Annotated in this window: 16 protein-coding genes and 1 pseudogene; 15 read left to right on the top strand and 2 right to left on the bottom strand. The window is 71.8% G+C overall.

Annotated features, from left to right (window positions below; translation table 11 throughout):
- Positions 1-59 precede the first annotated feature (59 nt).
- The 9 genes from ACZ434_RS08260 (at position 60) to betT (ending at position 12,347) form a co-directional block, all read left to right on the top strand.
- Positions 60-1,763 (top strand): hypothetical protein, encoded by a 1,704-nt coding sequence (locus tag ACZ434_RS08260; RefSeq protein ID WP_468453680.1) that lies wholly within the window; start codon positions 60-62, stop codon positions 1,761-1,763.
- 163 nt (positions 1,764-1,926) lie between these two features.
- Complete coding sequence (locus tag ACZ434_RS08255) at positions 1,927-2,445, top strand: hypothetical protein (RefSeq protein WP_468453124.1); 519 nt, start codon at positions 1,927-1,929, stop codon at positions 2,443-2,445.
- Complete coding sequence (locus tag ACZ434_RS08250; protein WP_468453122.1) at positions 2,442-4,541, top strand: Hsp70 family protein; 2,100 nt, start codon at positions 2,442-2,444, stop codon at positions 4,539-4,541. The genes ACZ434_RS08255 and ACZ434_RS08250 overlap by 4 nt, the downstream gene beginning before the upstream one ends.
- Before the next feature lie 42 nt (positions 4,542-4,583).
- Positions 4,584-4,991, top strand: a complete 408-nt coding sequence (locus ACZ434_RS08245; protein WP_468453678.1) for a CHAT domain-containing protein — start codon at positions 4,584-4,586, stop codon at positions 4,989-4,991.
- A gap of 31 nt (positions 4,992-5,022) precedes the next feature.
- Positions 5,023-5,529 (top strand): hypothetical protein, encoded by a 507-nt coding sequence (locus ACZ434_RS08240; protein ID WP_468453120.1) that lies wholly within the window; start codon positions 5,023-5,025, stop codon positions 5,527-5,529.
- Positions 5,445-6,890 carry a tetratricopeptide repeat protein gene (locus ACZ434_RS08235; protein ID WP_468453118.1) on the top strand — a complete coding sequence of 482 codons (1,446 nt, stop codon included), beginning with the start codon at positions 5,445-5,447 and terminating at the stop codon, positions 6,888-6,890. The genes ACZ434_RS08240 and ACZ434_RS08235 overlap by 85 nt, the downstream gene beginning before the upstream one ends.
- A 128-nt stretch (positions 6,891-7,018) precedes the next feature.
- Positions 7,019-8,485, top strand: coding sequence for an aldehyde dehydrogenase family protein (locus ACZ434_RS08230; protein WP_468453116.1), 1,467 nt, complete (start codon positions 7,019-7,021; stop codon positions 8,483-8,485).
- 46 nt (positions 8,486-8,531) lie between these two features.
- Complete coding sequence (locus ACZ434_RS08225) at positions 8,532-10,091, top strand: GMC family oxidoreductase (protein WP_468453114.1); 1,560 nt, start codon at positions 8,532-8,534, stop codon at positions 10,089-10,091.
- Between the two features lie 129 nt (positions 10,092-10,220).
- Positions 10,221-12,347, top strand: coding sequence for a choline BCCT transporter BetT (gene betT, locus ACZ434_RS08220; RefSeq protein WP_468453112.1), 2,127 nt, complete (start codon positions 10,221-10,223; stop codon positions 12,345-12,347).
- A gap of 65 nt (positions 12,348-12,412) precedes the next feature.
- Here the strand turns inward: betT and ACZ434_RS08215 are convergent, their stop codons facing one another.
- A complete protein-coding gene (locus ACZ434_RS08215) occupies positions 12,413-13,003 on the bottom strand; it encodes an HD domain-containing protein (protein ID WP_468453110.1) in 591 nt (196 codons plus the stop codon).
- A gap of 176 nt (positions 13,004-13,179) precedes the next feature.
- Here ACZ434_RS08215 and ACZ434_RS08210 point away from each other — a divergent pair, with 176 nt between their 5' ends.
- Complete coding sequence (locus ACZ434_RS08210) at positions 13,180-13,722, top strand: hypothetical protein (RefSeq protein WP_468453108.1); 543 nt, start codon at positions 13,180-13,182, stop codon at positions 13,720-13,722.
- A 111-nt stretch (positions 13,723-13,833) separates the two neighbouring features.
- Here the strand turns inward: ACZ434_RS08210 and ACZ434_RS08205 are convergent, their stop codons facing one another.
- On the bottom strand, positions 13,834-14,595 hold the full coding sequence (locus ACZ434_RS08205) for a CDP-alcohol phosphatidyltransferase family protein (protein ID WP_468453106.1): 762 nt from the start codon (positions 14,593-14,595) through the stop codon (positions 13,834-13,836).
- 108 nt (positions 14,596-14,703) lie between these two features.
- On the opposite strand from ACZ434_RS08205, the gene ACZ434_RS08200 reads away from it, so the two are divergent.
- From ACZ434_RS08200 to ACZ434_RS08180, 5 genes and pseudogenes are all read left to right on the top strand, one after another.
- On the top strand, positions 14,704-15,699 hold the full coding sequence (locus tag ACZ434_RS08200; protein WP_468453104.1) for a zinc-dependent alcohol dehydrogenase: 996 nt from the start codon (positions 14,704-14,706) through the stop codon (positions 15,697-15,699).
- 115 nt (positions 15,700-15,814) lie between these two features.
- A complete protein-coding gene (locus tag ACZ434_RS08195; RefSeq protein ID WP_228970310.1) occupies positions 15,815-16,213 on the top strand; it encodes a 6-pyruvoyl trahydropterin synthase family protein in 399 nt (132 codons plus the stop codon).
- A complete protein-coding gene (locus tag ACZ434_RS08190; protein WP_468453101.1) occupies positions 16,210-17,427 on the top strand; it encodes a glycosyltransferase family 4 protein in 1,218 nt (405 codons plus the stop codon). Before ACZ434_RS08195 ends, ACZ434_RS08190 begins: the two co-directional genes overlap by 4 nt.
- Positions 17,424-18,470, top strand: coding sequence for a class I SAM-dependent methyltransferase (locus ACZ434_RS08185; protein WP_468453099.1), 1,047 nt, complete (start codon positions 17,424-17,426; stop codon positions 18,468-18,470). Before ACZ434_RS08190 ends, ACZ434_RS08185 begins: the two co-directional genes overlap by 4 nt.
- Positions 18,467-19,315: pseudogene (locus ACZ434_RS08180) on the top strand (lysylphosphatidylglycerol synthase transmembrane domain-containing protein); the annotation flags it as partial. The gene ACZ434_RS08185 and the pseudogene ACZ434_RS08180, both read left to right, overlap by 4 nt.
- Positions 19,316-19,554 lie beyond the last annotated feature (239 nt).

Below are 19,554 nucleotides of genomic sequence, written 5' to 3'. Positions count from 1 at the left end.
AGTTCAGGGGAGGGGTGGGTGAAGTTTTCGTGCACGGTTACAGTGTCGGCGTGTACGACATGACCGACCCGGTTGCCGCCCGCCGCGCTGCGATAGCCGCCGAGAAGGAACGCCTGGCCAGGGCGCGAGAGCGCCGGTCGAGCCAGGGACAACCTGGCGGCGCGAGCGGCTTCGGCCGACGGAAGTGGCGCTGGCTCGGCGTCAACGGCGACGAGGCCGTCCACACCGTACAAGTGATGCTGCGGGACTTCGTGGAGGCTCCCACGCTGACGGACGACCAGCGGGAGACGCTGAACCGGGCCGTCGCCGGGACACCGGACCGCGAGAACCTGCTCCCGGCTGTCCGGGCCGGCCTCGCGACCCTGGAGGCCGAGGTCGTCCTCGGACACCTGCGCAGTCTGTGGGCCGCCGGAGTACGCTGGCTCAACGAGCAGGGATCGAAACGCTGTCAGATCCTGTGCTCGACCGCTCCCGGCCTCGAACTCGTCGGTACGAGGTCCCACGCGGTCTCCGGCGGACCCGCCTTCTCCCTGTTCGCCACCGCCGCCACCCGAGGCGCGATCCCCGTACCGAACGCCGTCCTGGGCCGGGTCCTTACCTGGGCGCCGCTGTCGGTCCTCGACGACCTCGTCGACCACGGAGGTCTGCTGGCGGAGGACGAGCCCTGGCGAGCGCGGACCGAAGAGGAAGCGCTCTACCTGCGCGCCCGCCTCGCCCCCCACACGATCAGCCCGCAGGACGCGGAGCGGCTCGACTGGCAGGACATGCTGCGCCGCCGGGCGTTCCTCGCCGACGAGACGATCCTCCGGCAGGAACCCGAGGACGTCTGGGATCTGCTGTACGACGTGGTCAGGGACGTCCAGTTGTCGTCACTGGACGCGCTGGACGCCGCGCTGCCGCGCACCCAGCAGATCCAGTTGCGCGACCTCAGGTCGGGGGCGCTCGTCGGCCAATGGGACGGCGACACCCTCCGCGACCGCGGGTTGTGGAAACTGATGGCCGCGTTGTGGCGGCCGACCGCGACCGTCGATCCCCGGCGCAGCGAGTTCTACGCCCTGGTCGCACTCGATCGAGCGTACGACCTGCTGAAGTGCGGCGATCTGGAAGGGGCGCGCCATCAGGCCGAGTCCTTCGTGCGGGAGCGCAGGAAGGACTCTTCCCTGCCCGCCGACCTCATGGACGAGGCCTACACCATCGCCGCCTACCTCGCCGCCGTCACGTCACCCGAGGCAGGCAGCGACCGGGCTGCAAGGGAGCAGTTGGCCCTCGCCGAGACGTATGCGGAGAAAGCGGCGGAGAACGGCGGGCCTGCCGCAGAGCGCAATCTCATGCACGTCCGCACCTGGAGGTCCACGCCGAAGAACAAACGCGGAACGATGACGAACCCGTTTCTCGAAATCGGCCTGGAGCACGGGGCGGGAGGATGGGAACGGCACTGTCGCGCCCTCTTCCGCGAGTACGAGGAGCAGAGGGACCAGGCGGCCCAGGCGCGGCTCAACCACGCCCAGGATCGCATAGACGAAGCGGCCCGCAACGGGGCAGGATTCGACGTCTTCTTCCGAGTGCCCCTCGACCCGGACCATTACGGTCTGCCCGACGCCGTACCCAGGCGGCTGGTGCCTCCGCTGCAGCCGATGGCACGCCGGACCGCCCTCACAAGCGGCGTGGACCTCGAGTCCATCCGTGCCCGGGCAGCCGTCGAACTACTCGACGACTTCCGCAGCACCCCACCGCACCTCGACCGTCACGGTTCCACCCGCTGACGGCTTTCCCCGACCGAACGCACGACGGTGAGCGAGGCCCGAACAGTCCATGGCCGCGAAAAGGAAGACCACGGCAAGCCGTGGAAAGGCGAAAGTTCCCAAGAACCAGCGCGCTCATCGCCCCTGCCCGCACTGCGGGCAGATACAACCGGGCAAGAACCACGTGGACGCGCCGCACAAGCCAGGCGGACTGCACCGCCGCAAGGAGAAGCGGGAGGGCCGACGGGATGTGACCGAAGTCCCCGAGCCCATCGACGCCAAGACGATCATCCAGGGGGTGGTGGAACGGATTTCCGCCGCCTTGGAAACCGCGACGACCGCTGGTGGCGCCGCCCCGGTCCCCGGTCTGAACGTGGCCGTGCGCAAAGCCGTTCTCGAGGAGTTCCGCACACGCACCCAATTCGCGGGGCGACTCGCGGAGATCGACGCGCTGCTGTGGACGCAGCCGGACCACGGCGGCGAACTCGTCGACGGCACGCTGCAGGACCATCTGCGGCAACTACGCCTCCTCAGGGTGACCGAGCCGGAGGAAGGAGATCGGTTCGTCGTCACCGAGGGCGAGGGCGAGGACTTCGAAGTGCTGCGTCCGGCATACGTGGACGAACTGACCGGCAAGGTCCTTCTGGCCGGGCACCTGCGGAGGATTCCCGCAGGCAACAGTGCAGTGGGGGAGGAAGAATGACGACGGGTATCGACTTCGGCACTACGAACTCGGTCGCCGCCCAGTGGAACGGCGAGTACGTCGAGATCCTGGAACTCGGTGGTCAGGGACTGGACGCGGACTGGGAACGGCCCGGCTTCGAGAAGCTCTACCCGTCGGTGGTGGGCACGAGCTCCCTCCGCCCCGGAGCCCTGTTCGGCTGGGAAGCCAAACTGCGGTCCGAGAAGGCGGTCGAGGCGTGCAAACGGATGCTGCGCGAGGAGCCGCTCGTGACGGTCGGCGGACGACGCTTCGCCGCCACCACCGCGGCCGCCGGCGTGTTCCGCTCCATGGCCATGGCAGCGGAGGAGGAAGCCGCGACGGAGATCGGCGAAGCAGTGATCACCGTCCCGGCGAACGCCACGGGAGCGGCCCGGTTCCGCACCCGGGAAGCAGCACGGGCGGCCGGTATCGCCGTCAAGACGCTGCTGAACGAGCCGACGGCCGCCGCGATCGCCTACGCGCACACCCTGGAGGAGGACGGCGAGTTCCTCGTCTTCGACTGGGGCGGCGGAACGATGGACGCCACCCTGCTGCTGCACGACGACGGCTTCTTCGACGAGAAGGCCAGCCGCGGAGTCAACAAGCTCGGCGGTCTGGAGATAGACGCGCGCCTGCGCCGCATGGTGCTCGACCGGGCACCCGTACGCGGGAAGTGGTCCGAGTCCGAGCAGCGACAGTTCGCCCTTGAGATCGAGCGCAATAAGATCCTGCTGTCCTCCCAGGAGTTCGTGCGCGTCACCAGGCCGGACGGGATCGCCGTGGAAATCGGCCAGGACGAGTTCTCCGCCGCGATCCAGGACCTGATCACCCGCGCTCTCGACCCGGTCGAGGAGTGCCTCGAGCAGGCCCGGATCGACCCGAGCGAACTCAAAGCCGTGCTGATGATCGGCGGCAGCAGCCAGATACCTGCCGTGCGCGACGCGGTGGCGGAGGCCCTGGACTGCGAACTCGTCGGCGCGGATCTCTGCCACCCGCTGACCGCGGTCGCCGAGGGAGCGGCGATCTGCGCGGCCGCCATGGACGGAGAGCTGAAGAGCATCATCCGCGTGGTCAACACGCACGCGCTCGGAACGATCACGAAGGACCAGTACGGCAAGCGCGAGTTCAGCGCGCTGATCGACCGTAACCAGCGCCTTCCCCAGCAGCGGAAGAAGTCCTACCAGCCGTCCAGGGACGGTGTGTCCAAACTGACCGTCGAGGTGTGGGAAGGCGATCCCGACCGGCCCGTGGACCACCCCGACAATGTGAAGCTCACCGAACTCCTTCTCGCCTACCCGGAACGCTCCCGGGCGGCCGAGGACGGCGCGTTCGACCTCGAGTACACCTACAGCAAGGAAGGCCTGCTGACGGTGAGGGCCACGCTGCAGAAGACGGGACAGGTCGTCCTCGACGGCGAGGTCCGGGTCTTCGGTGACAGCACCGTGCCGCCCGAGATCGAGAGTGAACTCAACGAGCTTCTCTCACTGCGCACGACCGGCCGTGAAACGCCTCGCCCGACACATCCGCAGTCCGTCCCCGCAGCCATGGGGCCGGGGCCGACCGCCGCCGCGCCGGCGGCGGGCTCCACGACCCCTCCCACGCCGGCATCGGTGGCCCGGTCGGCCAAGGCGGGCAAGCAGCCCGGTGGGCCTCTGGTCGTCGACGGTTCGAACCTTGCGTGGAACGGCCGCCCGCCGCGCTCGGCAGGCGGGCGGCCGAGCTTCCAGGCTCTCCAGGCCGCGATCAAATCACTGCGGTTCAAGAACTCCGATCGGGACATCCACGTCGTCGTCGATGCGACACTCCGGCACGATGTCGCTCCCGAGGAACGTCCGCTGGTCGAGGAGGCGATCGCAGCCGGCACCGTGGTGCAACCGCCGGCGGGCACCGAGGGCCGCGGGGACGCACTGGTCATCTCCATCGCTGAAGAGGTGGGCGGAGTGATCGTCTCCAACGACAATTTCGCGCCCTTCCAGAAGGCGAACCCCTGGCTTCTCGACATCGGCAGGGTGCTGGGTGCCACCCATTCCCAGGGAGTCTGGGTCTTCAACCCCCGCCGACCCAACGTCGCCGGGGCGGCGGCGCGGCGCCGCTGACTCTGTTCGACAGCCAGGGCGTCTCGCGGGCACGGCAGGCTTATTCCTGACGACGAAAGTGAGAAGGATTCACCGACGGGATCGCCGCCGCTCTCTTTCGAAGCGCACGAGTGCAAGTCGGAGCCTCGTGCGCGGGAGCGCGGTGATGTCCGCTGCGAGACGGCTCGGTGCGGCGGCGAACTGGCGGACGAGGCGATCCACATCACCTCCGCCTTCCAACTCGCCGGGTATCCCAACGCCGTCGGAACGCCCTGGCCGGTGCACGACGCGGTGGCCGTCCGTGTCACCCGTCTTCTGTACGGGGAGATGTCCATCGAAGGACCCGCCGGCACGCCGGAGTTGGACGACTCGAGGACGGCCCACGCCCTGCACCGGGCGGTCCTGCGGTGCCGCGCCGCGTTCCCGGCCGCCCCCAGCCTGTGGGCGGCACACGTGCACGCGGGTGCCTGAACGCACCGGCAGCGACGAGGAGGCGGTCAGAATGGCGCGATGGTGGCGGAGACGAGCCTCGGACGACGGCCGGGTCGCCGGCACACGGCCACCGCACCCCGGACAGGAACAGCAGGGCGGGCAGGAACACGGGGCGCACACGGACGGGCAGGCCGCACCGGGCACCGGAACGCGGCAGCCGGCACAGGGGCCCGGCGACGGGCGGCGGCCGGCCGGGGGACGCATCGTCGCCACGATCCAGGCGAACGGTGGGCCGGAGCGGGAGACCGCCCATCTGGAGCTCTCCACCGTGGAGATCCACACCATGCGAGCCCGGTCCGCCATCGACACCCTGGGCCCCGAGCACCCGGACGCGCTCACCGCCATGCGGGAACTCGCCGGAGCACTGGTATCCCTCCAGGGGCGCGGGGGCGAGGAAGCCGTCGAGCTCTATCAGCACGTGGCGCGCACCCAGTGGACCGGCTCGGCGACCGCCACGAGGAAACCCTCCGCACCTACGCCGAGTTGGCCGGAGCCCGCCACACCACCGGTCAGTTGAGCCTCGCCGAGAACGCCTGGCGCGACACGTCCCGCGCGCGGGCGGAGACGCTTGGCCGTGACCACCCCGACACCCTGCACAGCGCCACCCGGCTCGCCGCAGTCCTGGAAGCCCTCGACCGCGCCCCCGAGGCCGAGCCGCTCCTGCGGGACGTCCTGGAACGCCGTGTCCGACTGCTCGGCCGTGACCACCCCGATGCTCTCTCCTCCGCCAACACCCACGCCGCCTCGATGCTCAAGTGCGGCCGCCACGAGGCTGCCGAGCGCGCGCTGGGCGCTCTCGTGCCCCGACTGGAGGACCGGTACGGATCGGACCACGAGGCCACGGCCGCGGCCCGGGGCAACTACGGCGCCGTCCTGGTCCGGCTGGGCCGTCACGCCGAGGCGGAACGGCAGATCCACGCCCTCGTGCGGTCGCTGGAGGCGACGGTGGGGCCGTACCACGAGTCCACCTTCACCGCGCGCAACGACCTCGCTGCCGTCCTGCACGCCATGGAGCGCTACGCGGATGCCGTGCCCGTCCTGCGCGGTCCTGGACGGACGCGTCGCCCTCCACGGCGAGGAGCACCCGACGACGGTCGCCACCCGGGGGAATCTCGCCAACGTGCTGATCGACGTGGGCCGGGCACACCGAGGCGGCCGAACTGCTCGACCGCTGCGTGCGCGAATACCACCGTATGTACGGCCCCGGACACCCCCGTCTGCGGGACGCCGAGGAGAAGCCGGCCTGGCTGCGCGAAGGACCGGCCCTCGGTTGATCACCCGGAGGGGATCTCCTCACGCGGGGGTGGCTGTTGCCGGCCCGAAGGGCGCCGCACAGGGCGGGCAGCCGTTGCCCGGACGACGGCGCCTCCGGCCCCGTATGACCTGCCCCGCCCCCGGGTCGGGCCGGGGCAGTCGGAACAGGGCCCTCCGGGCCCAGGGTCTTGCCCTGGGCGGGTTGCGCGCCGGCGACGAGGCCCGCCCAGGGGGATTCCGTGCCCGCGCGCACGATGCCGCCGCAACACGGCGCGGCCGGAGTTTTCGTCGCGCAGGGGGACGACAGCGGGGCGGCACCCGTTGCCCGGCGTCGTCGGCCGGAGCGCGCCCGCTCAACGCGGCGGACCCGGCCCACCCGGGGCGCCGGCGGTACCGTCCGGTGCCTTGCCGGTGTGCCCAGCGGCCCGCCCGGGCCCACCGGGCGCAGGACCTCTCCAGGTCGGCGGCCCCGTGACCCCACGCCCGTATCCGTCCCCTGGGCCACCGAGCCACTCCCACCCCATCCGACGGCCGCCCCGCGCACCCCGCCCTCCGCCCCCGTATCACCGCCCCGCCCCGGACGGACCCCCTCGCCGCCCGGCCGTTGACCCGCCCGGCCGTTGACCCGCCCGGGTCACCCGGACCACCCGGACGCGACGCCGACCGTGCGCCCCGCCGCCGTCGGCCGCACGATGGCCGTGTTGCCGACCGGCAGACCGATCGGTACCGGTCGGATGCGAAGGAGACGCGGGATGGGCGAGCTGTACATCGACGGTGAGTGGACGAACGCGGCGGCCGGCGGACGGCGGGACGTGGTCAACCCGTACGACGCCTCCGTCGTCACCACCGTCGACGAGGCGGACGCCACCGACGTGGACCGCGCGGTGCGCGCCGCCCGGCGTGCCTTCGACGAGGAGGACTGGGCGAACGCCCCCACCCGCCGGCGCGCCGACCTCCTGCTGCGGGTGCACGACCTGCTGCTGCGCGACATCGACGAGATCGCCCGCACCGAGACCCTCGACACCGGCAAGACTCTGGCCGAGGCCCGCTTCGACGTGGAGGACGTGGCCAACGCCTTCCGGTACTTCGCGGAACTCGCCGGCAAGGACGGCGGCCGTGTCGTGGACGTCGGCCCGGACGTCCTCAGCCGCGTCGTCTACCAGCCGGTCGGGGTGTGCGCGCTCATCGCACCCTGGAACTACCCGCTGCTGCAAGCGTCGTGGAAGGTGGCGCCGGCGCTGGCCGCGGGCAACACCTTCGTCCTCAAACCCAGCGAGACCACGCCCCTCACCACGATCGCCATGATCCGGCTGATCGAGGAGGCCGGCGCGCCGCCCGGTGTCGCCAACCTGGTGCTCGGCTCCGGGGCGACCGTCGGCGCGGCGCTCACGTCGCATCCCGAGGTCGACCTCGTGTCCTTCACCGGAGGCCTGGCCACCGGACGCACCATCATGGCGGCCGCCGCCGAGGGGCCGAAGAACATCGCCCTGGAACTGGGCGGCAAGAACCCCAACATCGTCTTCGAGGACGCCGACTTCGACGCGGCCGTGGACTACGCGCTGGACGCCGCCTTCCTGCACGCCGGACAGGTCTGCTCCGCCGGTTCGCGCCTGCTGGTCCAGGACTCCCTGTACGAGCGGTTCGTCGACGCCCTCGCCGAACGCGCCCGGGCGATCCGCCTGGGCAACGGCATGGAGGAGGGCACGGAGAGCGGCCCGCTCAGCTCCGCCGAGCACCGCGACAAGGTCGAACGCCATATCGCCGCCGCCAAGGAGGAGGGCGCCCGGCTCGTCACCGGCGGCACCCGACCCGACGACCCGGAACTGAGCCGCGGCTTCTTCCTGCTCCCGACGATCTTCGCGGACTGCGACAAGTCCATGAGCATCGTGCAGGAGGAAGTCTTCGGACCGGTGGTCACCGTCGAGCGCTTCCGCACCGAGGACGAGGCGGTGGACCTCGCCAACGACACCCGCTACGGCCTGGCCGGCGGCGTGTGGACCTCCGAGGCGAGCCGGGCCCAGCGCGTCGCCCAGCGGCTGCGGCACGGCACCGTGTGGATCAACGACTTCCACCCCTACGTACCGCAGGCGGAGTGGGGCGGCTTCGGCCGCTCCGGTGTCGGGCGCGAGCTGGGCCCCACGGGCCTGCGCGAATACCAGGAAGCCAAGCACATCTACCAGAACCTCGCCCCCGGGCCGTCCGGCTGGTTCAAAGGCTGAGCGCGAGCGGCACGCCACCCCCGACGGTTCCGAAGAAAGGCACCCCATGGCCTCCACGACCCCGCACGGCGCCGAGTCCTCCTACGACTACGTCATCGTCGGTGGCGGCACCGCCGGCTGCGTCCTCGCCGCCCGCCTGAGCGAGGACCCCGACTGCCGTGTCTGCGTCATCGAGGGCGGCCCCACCGACGTCGGTGACGAGCGCATCCTGCGCCTGCGCAACTGGATCAACCTGCTCGGCACCGAGTTCGACTACGGCTACACCACCGTCGAACAGCCGCGCGGCAACTCCCACATCCTGCACTCACGGGCGCGCGTACTGGGCGGCTGCTCCTCCCACAACACACTGATCAGCTTCCTGCCGCTGCCGCAGGACCTCGACCAGTGGGTGGACCGCGGCTGCGACGGCTGGGACCCGGCGACGATCCTGCCCTACCGCGACCGGCTGCTCACCAAGATCGTCCCGGTGGCCGAGGCGGACCGCAATCCCATCGCCAAGGACTTCGTCACCGCCGCCTCCCGCGCCACCGGCGTCCCCGTCGTCGACGACTTCAACGCCGAACCCTTCGCCGACGGCGTCGGCTTCTTCTCCCTGGCGTACGAACCGGAGGGCAACCTGCGTTCCTCCGCGTCCGTCGCCTACCTCCACCCCGTACTGGACCGCCCCAACCTCACGCTGCTCCTGGAAACCTGGGCGCACCGGCTGCTCACCGACGAGTCGGGAAGGCTGACCCGCGTCGCCGTCCGCGGCGCCGACGGCGAGCCGGCCACCGTACGCGCGACCCGTGAACTCCTGCTGTGCGCCGGGGCGATCGACACCCCGCGGCTGCTGATGCTGTCCGGCATCGGCCCGGCCGACGACCTGCGCCGCCTGGGCATCGACGTACACGCCGACCTGCCCGGCGTGGGGGAGAACCTGCTGGACCACCCCGAGTCCGTGATGGTCTGGGAGACCAAGGGCCCACTGCCGCCCAACTCCGCGATGGACTCCGACGCCGGACTGTTCCTGCGCCTGGACAAGGGACAGCCGCGGCCCGACCTGATGTTCCACTTCTACCAGGTGCCGTTCACCGTCAACACCGAGCGTCTGGGCTACCCGGTTCCGGAGCACGGGGTGTGCATGACGCCGAACGTGCCCCGCGCCCGCTCCACCGGCCGCATGTGGCTGCGCAGTTCCAACCCGGCCGAGCATCCTGCCCTGGACTTCCGCTACTTCACCGACCCGGACGGCCACGACGAACGCACCATCGTCGAAGGGCTCAAGGTGGCCCGGGAGGTCGCCGCGACCGATCCGCTGAGGGACTGGCTCGTCCGCGAGGTGGCGCCCGGCCCGGACGTCACCTCCGACGCCGACCTGTCGGAGTACGGGCGCCGCGTCGCCCACACCGTCTACCACCCGGCGGGCACCTGCCGCATGGGCGCGGCGGACGACCCGATGGCCGTGTGCGACCCGCAGTTGAGACTGCGCGGCGTCGAAGGCGTGCGCGTCGTCGACGCTTCGGTGTTCCCGACGATGCCCACCATCAACCCCATGGTGACCGTCCTGCTCGCCGCCGAACGCGCCGCCGACCTGCTCACCGGCCGCTCCGGGCCCACCGGCCGGTAGCCCCGCGGTGCGCGGTCCGCCGTACCCGCACGGCGGACCCCGGCGCCGCCCCGGCCGAACGCCTCAAGTGCGCCGCGGGCCACGGTGGATGACAGTCCCGGTGGTCCCGGGCGAAGGAGGAACACGACAGTGTCGACCGCTGGAGACAAGGATCCCGCATCGGTGCCGGAGGACACCCTTGCGGACGACGAGCCGACGGGCCCGGTACGGCTCAAACCCGTCGTCTTCTTCGGAGCCGCCCTCCTCGTGCTCGCGATCTCGATCTGGGCGATCGTCACCCCGGACGGGGCGGAGGACGTCATCGGTGTGGCGGTCGGCAGGATCTCCCGCTGGTTCGGCTGGTACTACTTCGTCGCCGCGACCCTCTACCTGTTGTTCGTCGTGTTCATCGCCGTGTCCAAGTACGGCACGGTCAAGCTGGGACCCAAGCACTCCAGGCCCGACTACGGAGTCTTCACCTGGGGGGCGATGCTGTTCGCGGCGGGCATCGGCATCGACCTCATGTTCTTCTCCGTCTCGGGACCCGTCAGCCACTATCTCGCCCCGCCCCAGGGCGACCCGCAGACGCTCGAAGCCGCCCGGCAGGCCGTCGTGTGGACGCTGTTCCACTACGGCATCACCGGCTGGGGCATGTACGCCCTGATGGGCATGGCGCTCGGCTACTTCTCCTTCCGGTACCGGCTGCCGCTCGCGATCCGTTCCGCGCTCTACCCGATCATCGGCCGCCGCATCCACGGGCGGATCGGTGACACCGTCGACCTCGCGGCCATCATCGGCACCGTGTTCGGCATCGGCGTGACGCTGGGCATCGGCGTGGTGCAGCTGAACTACGGTCTGAAGGTCCTCTTCGGCGTGCCGGAGGGGCTCGCCGCGCAGATCGCCCTGATCGTCGTCGCGGTGGCGATGGCGACCTTCTCCGCCGCCTCCGGCGTCGACAAGGGCATCCGCAGACTGTCCCAGCTCAACATCCTCCTGGCCGCCCTGCTGATGTTCTACATCCTCGTCGTCGGCGAACCGTTCCGCGTGCTCAACGCCGTGGTCCAGAACGTCGGGGACTACGTCAGCGGCTTCCCCTCGATGACCCTGAACACCTTCGCCTACGACCAGCCCACCGAGTGGCTCGACACGTGGACCCTCTTCTTCTGGGCCTGGTGGATCGCCTGGGCGCCGTTCGTCGGGCTCTTCCTGGCCCGCATCTCCCGCGGCCGTACCCTGCGCGAGTTCATCGCGGCGACCCTGGTCATCCCGTTCCTCTTCACCGGGCTCTTCCTGGCGATCTTCGGCAACAGCGCCCTGTTCGTCGTGCGCGACGGGAACACCGAGTTCGGCGACACCGCCATGAACGTCCCCGAGCAGGGGTTCTACACCCTGCTGGAGCAGTACCCGGGGTTCCTGTTCAGCGCCGGACTCGCCACCTTCGTGGGCCTGTTGCTGTACGTCACCTCCGCGGACTCCGGTGCCCTGGTCATGGGCAACCTCAGCGCCGAACTGCCCACCCCGGTGACCGACGCGCCCACGTGGCTGCGCATCTTCTGGGCGGTGGCGACGGGGCTGCTCACCCTCGCCATGCTCATCGTGGGCGGCGTCCAGGCACTCACCAACGCCACGATCATCATGGGGCTCCCGTTCTCCTTCGTGATGTTCCTGATCATGGCCGGGCTCTTCCTCGCGCTGCGCACCGAACGGATGAAGGCGGAGGCCAGGATCACCACCCTGCCCGGCTCGCTGTCCGGACGTATCGCCCACCACGGCCTGCCGGGAGCGCCGACCTGGCAGCACCGGCTGGCCCGGGCGATGGCCTTCCCCGGCCGGCGGGCGGCCGCCCGATTCGTCGACCAGGTGTGCCGCCCCGCCTTCCAGGAGGTCGCGGCGGAACTGCGGGACGCGGGTACGGACGCGGAGGTCCTGGAAGGCACCGTCGAGGAGACCGGCCTCGACCACGTCGGCCTGCGCGTGCCGATCGGTGCCCACGACGAATTCGTCTACGAGGTCTGGCCCGTCGAGATGCCCACCCCCGCCTTCGCCACCCGGTCGGTCAGCAAGCACGACTCCTACGTACGCTTCGAAGTCCGGCTCGCCGAGGGCAACCAGGACTACGACGTCATGGGCTACACCAGGGACCAGCTCATCGCCGACAGCCTCGACCAGTACGAGCGGCACCTGGAGTTCCTGCGCGTCCGCGACGAGGCGTCCGCCCGCTCCAGCCTTCCCGTCCACCGCCCGGACGCCCCGGACGCACACCTGCCGGAGGAGTAGGCCGGCCGGCACGGGCGGGATGCCGTCACCGGCTCACGACCTCTCGCGCCGGTGCCGGGCAGCGGTCACGCGCCGGTTCGAGGGGCCCGCCCGGTGAGGTCCGGCTCGCCGAACTCGGTGCGCAGAGCCCGGAAGGCGGCCACCTTGTCCTCGCCGAAGCGGCGGACGTGGGCGGTGTACTCGTCGAAGGTGAGGAACGTCGACGGCCGTGACTTGGTGTGGAACTTGTCCGCGTACATCACCAGACGCTCCTCCTCCGTCACCGCGAGGTAGTCGGCGGGTGGGAGGGGCAGACCCTGGCTGACGACGTCGTGCCGGGTGAGGCCGACTCCGGTGTGGTGGGAGCAGAAGCGGCGCAGGGGCTCGGGGAAGCCTTCGTCGGTGAGGATCTCGTGGCCGAGGAGCCCGTGGCGGACGTAGTTCCGGTGGTCCAGGCGGCCGTCGTCGTCGTAGAGGCGGTAGACGCCGATGTCGTGGAGCAGGCAGCCGGCGCGGACCAGGTCGGCGTCGAGATGGGCGAGGCGGGGCGCGGAGAGGAGCCGTTCGGCGACGCTCCAGACGATCTCGCAGTGCGTGTGGACGAGCGCGAACGCCTCGGGGCCGGGCGCGTACTTCCGGTGCAGCGCGCGGATCTCATCGGGTGCCGGAATCCTCACCGGGGGAGCGTAACAACCGCTCCGCCGACTCGGGCGGGAGTTCCCGTCGCACCCGGTTTCACACGATCGGATGGAGCCTCGCACAGCGGGCACGCGGTGGCGTCGCGGGCCGTTCGAGCTGGTGACGGGAGTTTCCGTCACCTTCTCCCCTCTCACCACGGCAACGGGAGCAGTCCATGAACCTGCATGTCCACCGCAACCCCGACGGTACGACGACCGGGCGCAACGACGCGGGCGGCTTCACGGTGACCCATGCCGACCGGGAGGAGGTGAAGCGGCAGTTGTACGAGGACGCCGGGTGGGAGTACACGCCTCCACCCCCACCGGTGCCGCCCGGATTTTATCGCTTCGCCCTGATGCACGAGCAGTTCACGCTCGGCGCGTTCGAGGACGAGCGGTACGCGGGGGTGCGGGCGCGCCCGCCGGAGGGCTGTGTGCCGGTCGACCGGGGGTGCTTCGCCCTGGAGTGCGAGCGGCCGGGCAAGACGCTGGTGGACGCGGTCGCCGGCACCGTCGCGGAGATCCGTCGTGAGCACGGGCTGGTGATGAACGGCCTGGGAGTCGAGAAGCCCGAGGAGTGGTCCGACGCCGGCACCGAGGACGGATACGCGGCGAAGATCGTCGCGCACCTGGTGCTCATGACGGCCGACCGCGCCCGGCTGCTCGGTCACGGGCGCAAGGACGTGGTCCGGCTGCTCGACGCCACGGGAATCGAGTAGCCGGAGGGGCGGTTCAGCAGTCCCTGAACTCGGCGCACCGGTTCAGGACCCGGGACCGGACGGAGGTGAAGCGGCCGTGCGTGTCGTATCCGGCCGGCCCGCCGGGGAGGCTCAGCCTGCGACCAGCTCGCGCACCTCGCATCCGGCCGGAGTCGCCTCCACCCGGGACGTCCGCCACAGCCACAGCACATCCCGGCCGAACGACCAGACCAGGAGGCCCAGCGCCAGTGCCACCACGGCGACGTTGACCGCCTGCGGCAGCAGGGCCGCGCCCGCCACCAGCAGCAGCACACCCTGGAGCGCGGCCACCGTCTTGCGGGCGGTGCTCGGCGGGAGCGGGGCGGTCAGCCACGGCTGGACGCGTGCGGCGGCCACGAAGACGTACCGCATGCCGCCGATCAGCAGCACCCACGGACCCATCGCCATCGACACGTACACACTCAGCACCAGGATCAGGAAGGCATCCACCTCCATGTCGAAGCGGGCACCCAGCGGAGTCGACGTACCGGTCCTGCGGGCCACCTTGCCGTCCACGCCGTCGAGGATCAGGGCCACGGCGGTCAGACCGACGAGGAGGGAGACGGGCGGTGAGTCCTGGAACGAGTCGGCGACCAGCGCGGTGACCCCGCCCACCAGGGTGGCCCGGCCCAGCGTGACCCGGTTCGCCGCGCCGAAGGAGCGCAGCCGCGACCGGTGCAGCGCCCGGGAGAGCACCGCCCAGGTGGCGATCGCGAACGCGAGGCCGGTCAGCCAGCCCGCCGGGCCCATACCGATCGCCGTACCGATCAGGGCCAGCAACAGGATCTGTACGCCCGCCCCCACGGCGGTCTCCTGCTGTACGAGCCTCGCGTCGTAACTGTTGTTCAGGGCCACCGAACACCCTCCGGCCGTGTGACAGAGTCGATCAACGCCGCTACCTTGTGCGCGGCCTGTGCACCACTCGGTACGCGTGCAGCTTCCCGATCGTTCAGGAGGATTTCGATGAACCGCACCGCCCGTGCGTTCTGGCTCGACTCACCTGGTCGGGGCGCGATCCGTGAGCTCACCCTGCCCGCGCCGGGCCGGGAGGAGGTGCTGGTCCGCTCGCTCTACTCGGGCGTGAGCCGCGGCACCGAGACGCTGGTCTTCCGCGGCGGAGTGCCCGAGAGCCAGCACACCGCGATGCGGGCACCGTTCCAGGAGGGCGACTTCCCGGGGCCGGTGAAGTACGGCTACCTCAGTGTGGGAGTGGTGGAGGAAGGGCCCGACGCGCTCACCGGACGCACCGTCTTCTGCCTCCATCCGCACCAGACGCGGTACGTCGTTCCCGCGCACGCCGTCACACCCGTACCCGACGGCGTGCCCGCCGGGCGGGCCGTGCTCGCCGGCACGGTGGAGACCGCCGTCAACGCCCTCTGGGACGCGGCGCCGCTGGTCGGTGACCGGATCGCCGTGGTCGGCGCAGGGATGGTCGGCTGCTCGGTGGCCGCGCTGCTGGCCCGCTTCCCCGGCGTGCGCGTCCAGCTCGTCGACACCGACCCCGCGCGGGCGAAGACCGCCGAGTCCCTCGGCGTCGGATTCGCCCCGCCCGCGGACGCCCTCGGCGGATGCGACCTGGTCGTGCACGCCAGCGCCACCGAACAGGGGCTCGCCACGGCGCTCGGACTGCTCCGCCCCGAGGGCACCGTCGTCGAGCTGAGCTGGTACGGCGACCGGAAGGTGAGCCTTCCGCTGGGCGAGGCCTTCCACTCCCGGCGGCTGGCCATCCGCGGCAGCCAGGTCGGCACCGTCTCCCCGACCCGCGCCGACCGCAGCTACGCCGACCGGCTCGCCCTCGCCCTCGACCTGCTCGCCGACCCCGCCCTCGACGCCCTGATCACCGGCGAGTCAGCCTTCGACGAACTGCCCGACGTCATGCCCCGCCTCGCCTCCGGCGAGATCCCCGCCCTGTGCCACCGCGTGCGCTACGCCGGCCCCGACCGGAACGAACAGGCCTGACCTGAGAAAAGACGTGGCGGACGCTGAACAGGGGAAGACGGTCAGCCGTACTACACGGCAATCCCCGCCGGAGATCGGCCGGGGAACAGACGCGCCGCACCTGGAGGGTCGTCCGTTGTTCAGCATCACCGTCCGCGATCACATCATGATCGCCCACAGCTTCCGCGGCGAGGTCTTCGGACCGGCCCAGCGCCTCCACGGGGCCACGTTCCTCGTGGACGCCACGTTCCGGCGCGAACAGCTGGACGAGGACAACATCGTCGTCGACATCGGCCTCGCCACACAGGAACTCGGGGCCGTCGTCGGCGAGCTGAACTACCGCAACCTCGACAACGAACCGGACTTCGCGGGGATCAACACCTCCACGGAGTACCTCGCCAAGGTCATCGCCGACCGGCTCGCCGAACGCATCCACAAGGGAGCCCTGGGCGAGGGCGCCAAGGGCATCGCGAAGATCGCCGTCACCCTGCACGAGTCGCACATCGCCTGGGCGAGCTACGAGCGTGCGCTGTGACCGACACGACCATCCACCGGACCCACAGGACGGTCGAGCGGGCCGGTACCGCCCGCCTGGACCACGTTCCCCAGCAGGCGTCCTTTCCGAGGAACGGCGGGATCATCCCCATGTCCCTGCGCTCCGTGCACTTCGTGATGCCGGGTGGTGTCGACGACCCGGCCGCACCGAGCGGCGGCAACGCCTACGACCGCCGCGCCTGCCTGGACCTGCCCGGCTTCGGCTGGCAGGTGCACCGGCACCCGGTGGCCGGTGACTGGCCCCGGCCCGGCGCCGCAGCCCGGGCCGAACTCGCCCGCACCCTGCGCGAACTGCCGGACGGCAGCGTCGTCCTGCTCGACGGACTGGTCGCCTGCGGGGTGCCCGAGATCATCGTCCCGGAGGCCGAGCAGGGCCGGCTGCGCATGGCCGTACTCGTCCACCTGCCGCTCGCCGACGAGACCGGGCTCGACACGGCCGTCGCCGCCGAACTGGACACCCGTGAACGCGCGGTGCTGCGAGCGGTCCCCGCCGTCATCGCCACCAGCGACTGGGCCGTACGCCGCCTCGTCTCCCACCACGGCCTGGCCCCCGAACGCGTCCACGTCGCCGCCCCCGGCGCCGACATCGCACCCCTCGCGCCCGGCACCGACGGCGTCTCGCGGCTGCTGTGCGTGGCCGCCGTGACACCGCGCAAGGGCCAGCACCGGCTCGTGGAGGCCCTGGCGACCGTGGCCGACCTGCCGTGGAGCTGCTCGCTCGTCGGAGGGCTCGGACACGATCCCGCCTACGTCGCCCACCTGCGCGACCTCATCCGCCGCCACGGCCTGGAGGACCGGCTGGACCTGGCCGGACCGCGGACCGGGGCCGCACTCGACGCGAGCTACGCCGCCGCCGACCTGATGGTGCTCACCTCGTACGCGGAGACGTACGGAATGGCCGTCACCGAGGCGCTGGCGCGCGGCATCCCCGTGCTGGCGACCGACGTCGGCGGACTGCCCGAGGCGGTCGGCCGCGCACCCGACGGGGGAGTGCCCGGCATTCTCGTCCCGCCGGAGGACCCCGCCGCCATCGCCGCCGAACTGCGCGGCTGGTTCGGCGAGGCGGACGTACGACGCCGGCTGAAGGCGGCCGCCCGCAGCCGGCGGGCCGCGCTCGGCGGCTGGGCGAGCACCGCACAGAGCCTGGCCGCGGTACTGCGCCGGCTCCCGACCGAACCCCGGAGGGCCGCATGACCGAACCGGCGACCACCACCCAGCACGGCGGGACGATCCCGGCCCAGCCCGGCCCCCGGGACGTCACGGACGCACTGACCGGACGGACGGGGAGCACCGTGGAACCCGAGAACGCCACCGCGGGCCCGTCCGTCATTCCCGGCGCCGGCCCCGCCGCCCCCCGCCCGGGGGAGCGGGCCACCCTGCGGCTGCGCGACACCGGCGACGACGAACCCGCCCGCTACGCGCCCGAGTGGCTCCAGCTGCGCGAACCGGCCGACGCCGCCGCCCGCTCGTACGAACTGCTGGACCCGCTGCGTATCCGGCTCGCCAATCTGCCGGGCAGGGCGGACGGTCTCGTCATCCACGACATCGGCTGCGGCACGGGCTCGATGGGCCGCTGGCTGGCGCCCCACCTCGACGGAGCCCAGCACTGGGTCCTGCACGACCGGGATCCCTACCTGCTGCACTTCGCCGCCGTCGCCTCGCCGCGTTCCGCCGCCGACGGCAGCCACGTCACCGTCGAGACCCGGCGCGGAGACGTCGCCCGGCTCACCGCGGACGCGCTGTCGGGCGCCTCCCTCGTGACCGCGTCGGCGCTGCTCGACGTCCTCACCCGGGAGGAGATCGACGCCCTCGCCGCCGCCTGCGCGGGGGCCGGCTGCCCGGCTCTGCTGACGCTGTCGGTGGCGGGGCGGGTGGAGCTGACCGCACCGCATCCGATGGACCAGGAGATCACCGAGGCGTTCAACGCCCATCAGCGGCGCGGCGGTCTGCTCGGCCCGGACGCGGTCACCGTGGCCGCCGAGGCGTTCGCCGAGCGCGGCGCGACCGTGAAGCTGAACCCGAGCCCCTGGCGTCTCGGGCCGGGACAGGCCGCGCTGACCGAGCAGTGGCTGCGGGGATGGGTCGGCGCCGCGGTGGAGGAGCGGCCGGAGCTGGCGGCACGCGCCGAGCGGTACCTGGCCGAGCGCCTGGAGGCCTGCGCGGCGGGGGAGTTGCGGGTGGTCGTCCAGCACAGCGACCTGCTCGCCCTGTGCCGGCCGGTGGACGCGGCCGCATGAGCGGTCTGCTCGCGCGGCTCAACACCCCCGCCGTGCGCACCCGTCTGTGCACCCTCGCCGGTGTCGCGATCCTCGCCGTGCTGTTCTGGCGGCTCGGCACCGGCGCGTTCACGGACGGGATACGGCGCATCGACGGGTCCACGGTGCTCGCCGCGCTGGCGATCGGGCTGGTGACCACCGTGTTCAGCGCGTGGCGCTGGGCCCTGGTGGCACGGGGGATCGGGATCCGGCTGCCGCTGGGGGCCGCGGTCGCGGACTACTACCGTGCCCTGTTCCTCAACGCGGCCCTCCCCGGGGGCGTCGTCGGGGACGTGCACCGGGCCGTGCGGCACGGCAAGGACGCGGGGGACCTGGGGCGCGGGGTGCGGGCGGTGGTGCTGGAACGGACGGCCGGGCAGCTCGCCTTGTTCCTCGCCGGGGGTGTGGTGCTGGTGAGCATGCCGTCGCCGGTGCTGGGGGAAGTGCGGCAGGCGGTACCGGTGGCCGGGCTCGGGGTGTTGGGGGCCGGTGCGGTGGTACTGGCACTGCGGATGAACCGGGTGCCGGCGGGACGGCCGGCGAGGGGACGTGGGTGGGGGGCGCGGATGCTGGGGGAGGCCCGGGAGGGGCTGTGCTCACGGCGCAGCGCGCCCGGTGTCGTCGTGTCCTCCGTCGTGGTGCTGGCCGGCTATGTCGCCATGTTCGTGCTGGCCGCTGATGTCGTCGGGGCGGGGGCCTCGGTGGGGGAGTTGCTGCCGCTTGCCGTGCTGGCGCTGCTGGCGATGGGGCTGCCGCTGAACGTGGGGGGCTGGGGGCCGCGGGAGGGGGTTGCCGCGTGGGCGTTCGGGGCGGCGGGGCTGGGGGCGGGCGTGGGGCTCACGGTCGCCGTGGTGTACGGCGTGCTCAGTCTGGTGGCGAGTCTGCCGGGGGCGGTGGTGATGGTTGTGCGGTGGTATGGCGGTGTGCGTGGTACCGGCCGTGGCGTTTTCGCCCCCGCCGCCCCTTCCCGTCCCGTCCCCGGGGGCGTTGCCCCCGGACCCCCCGTCGGCCTACGGCCTCGTCCTCAGACGCCGGACGGGCTGGGGGATGGCGGGCGGCTTCGTCC

This window comes from Streptomyces sp. NPDC030893, assembly GCF_055571535.1.
This window is presented reverse-complemented; position numbering and strand designations above follow the sequence as displayed.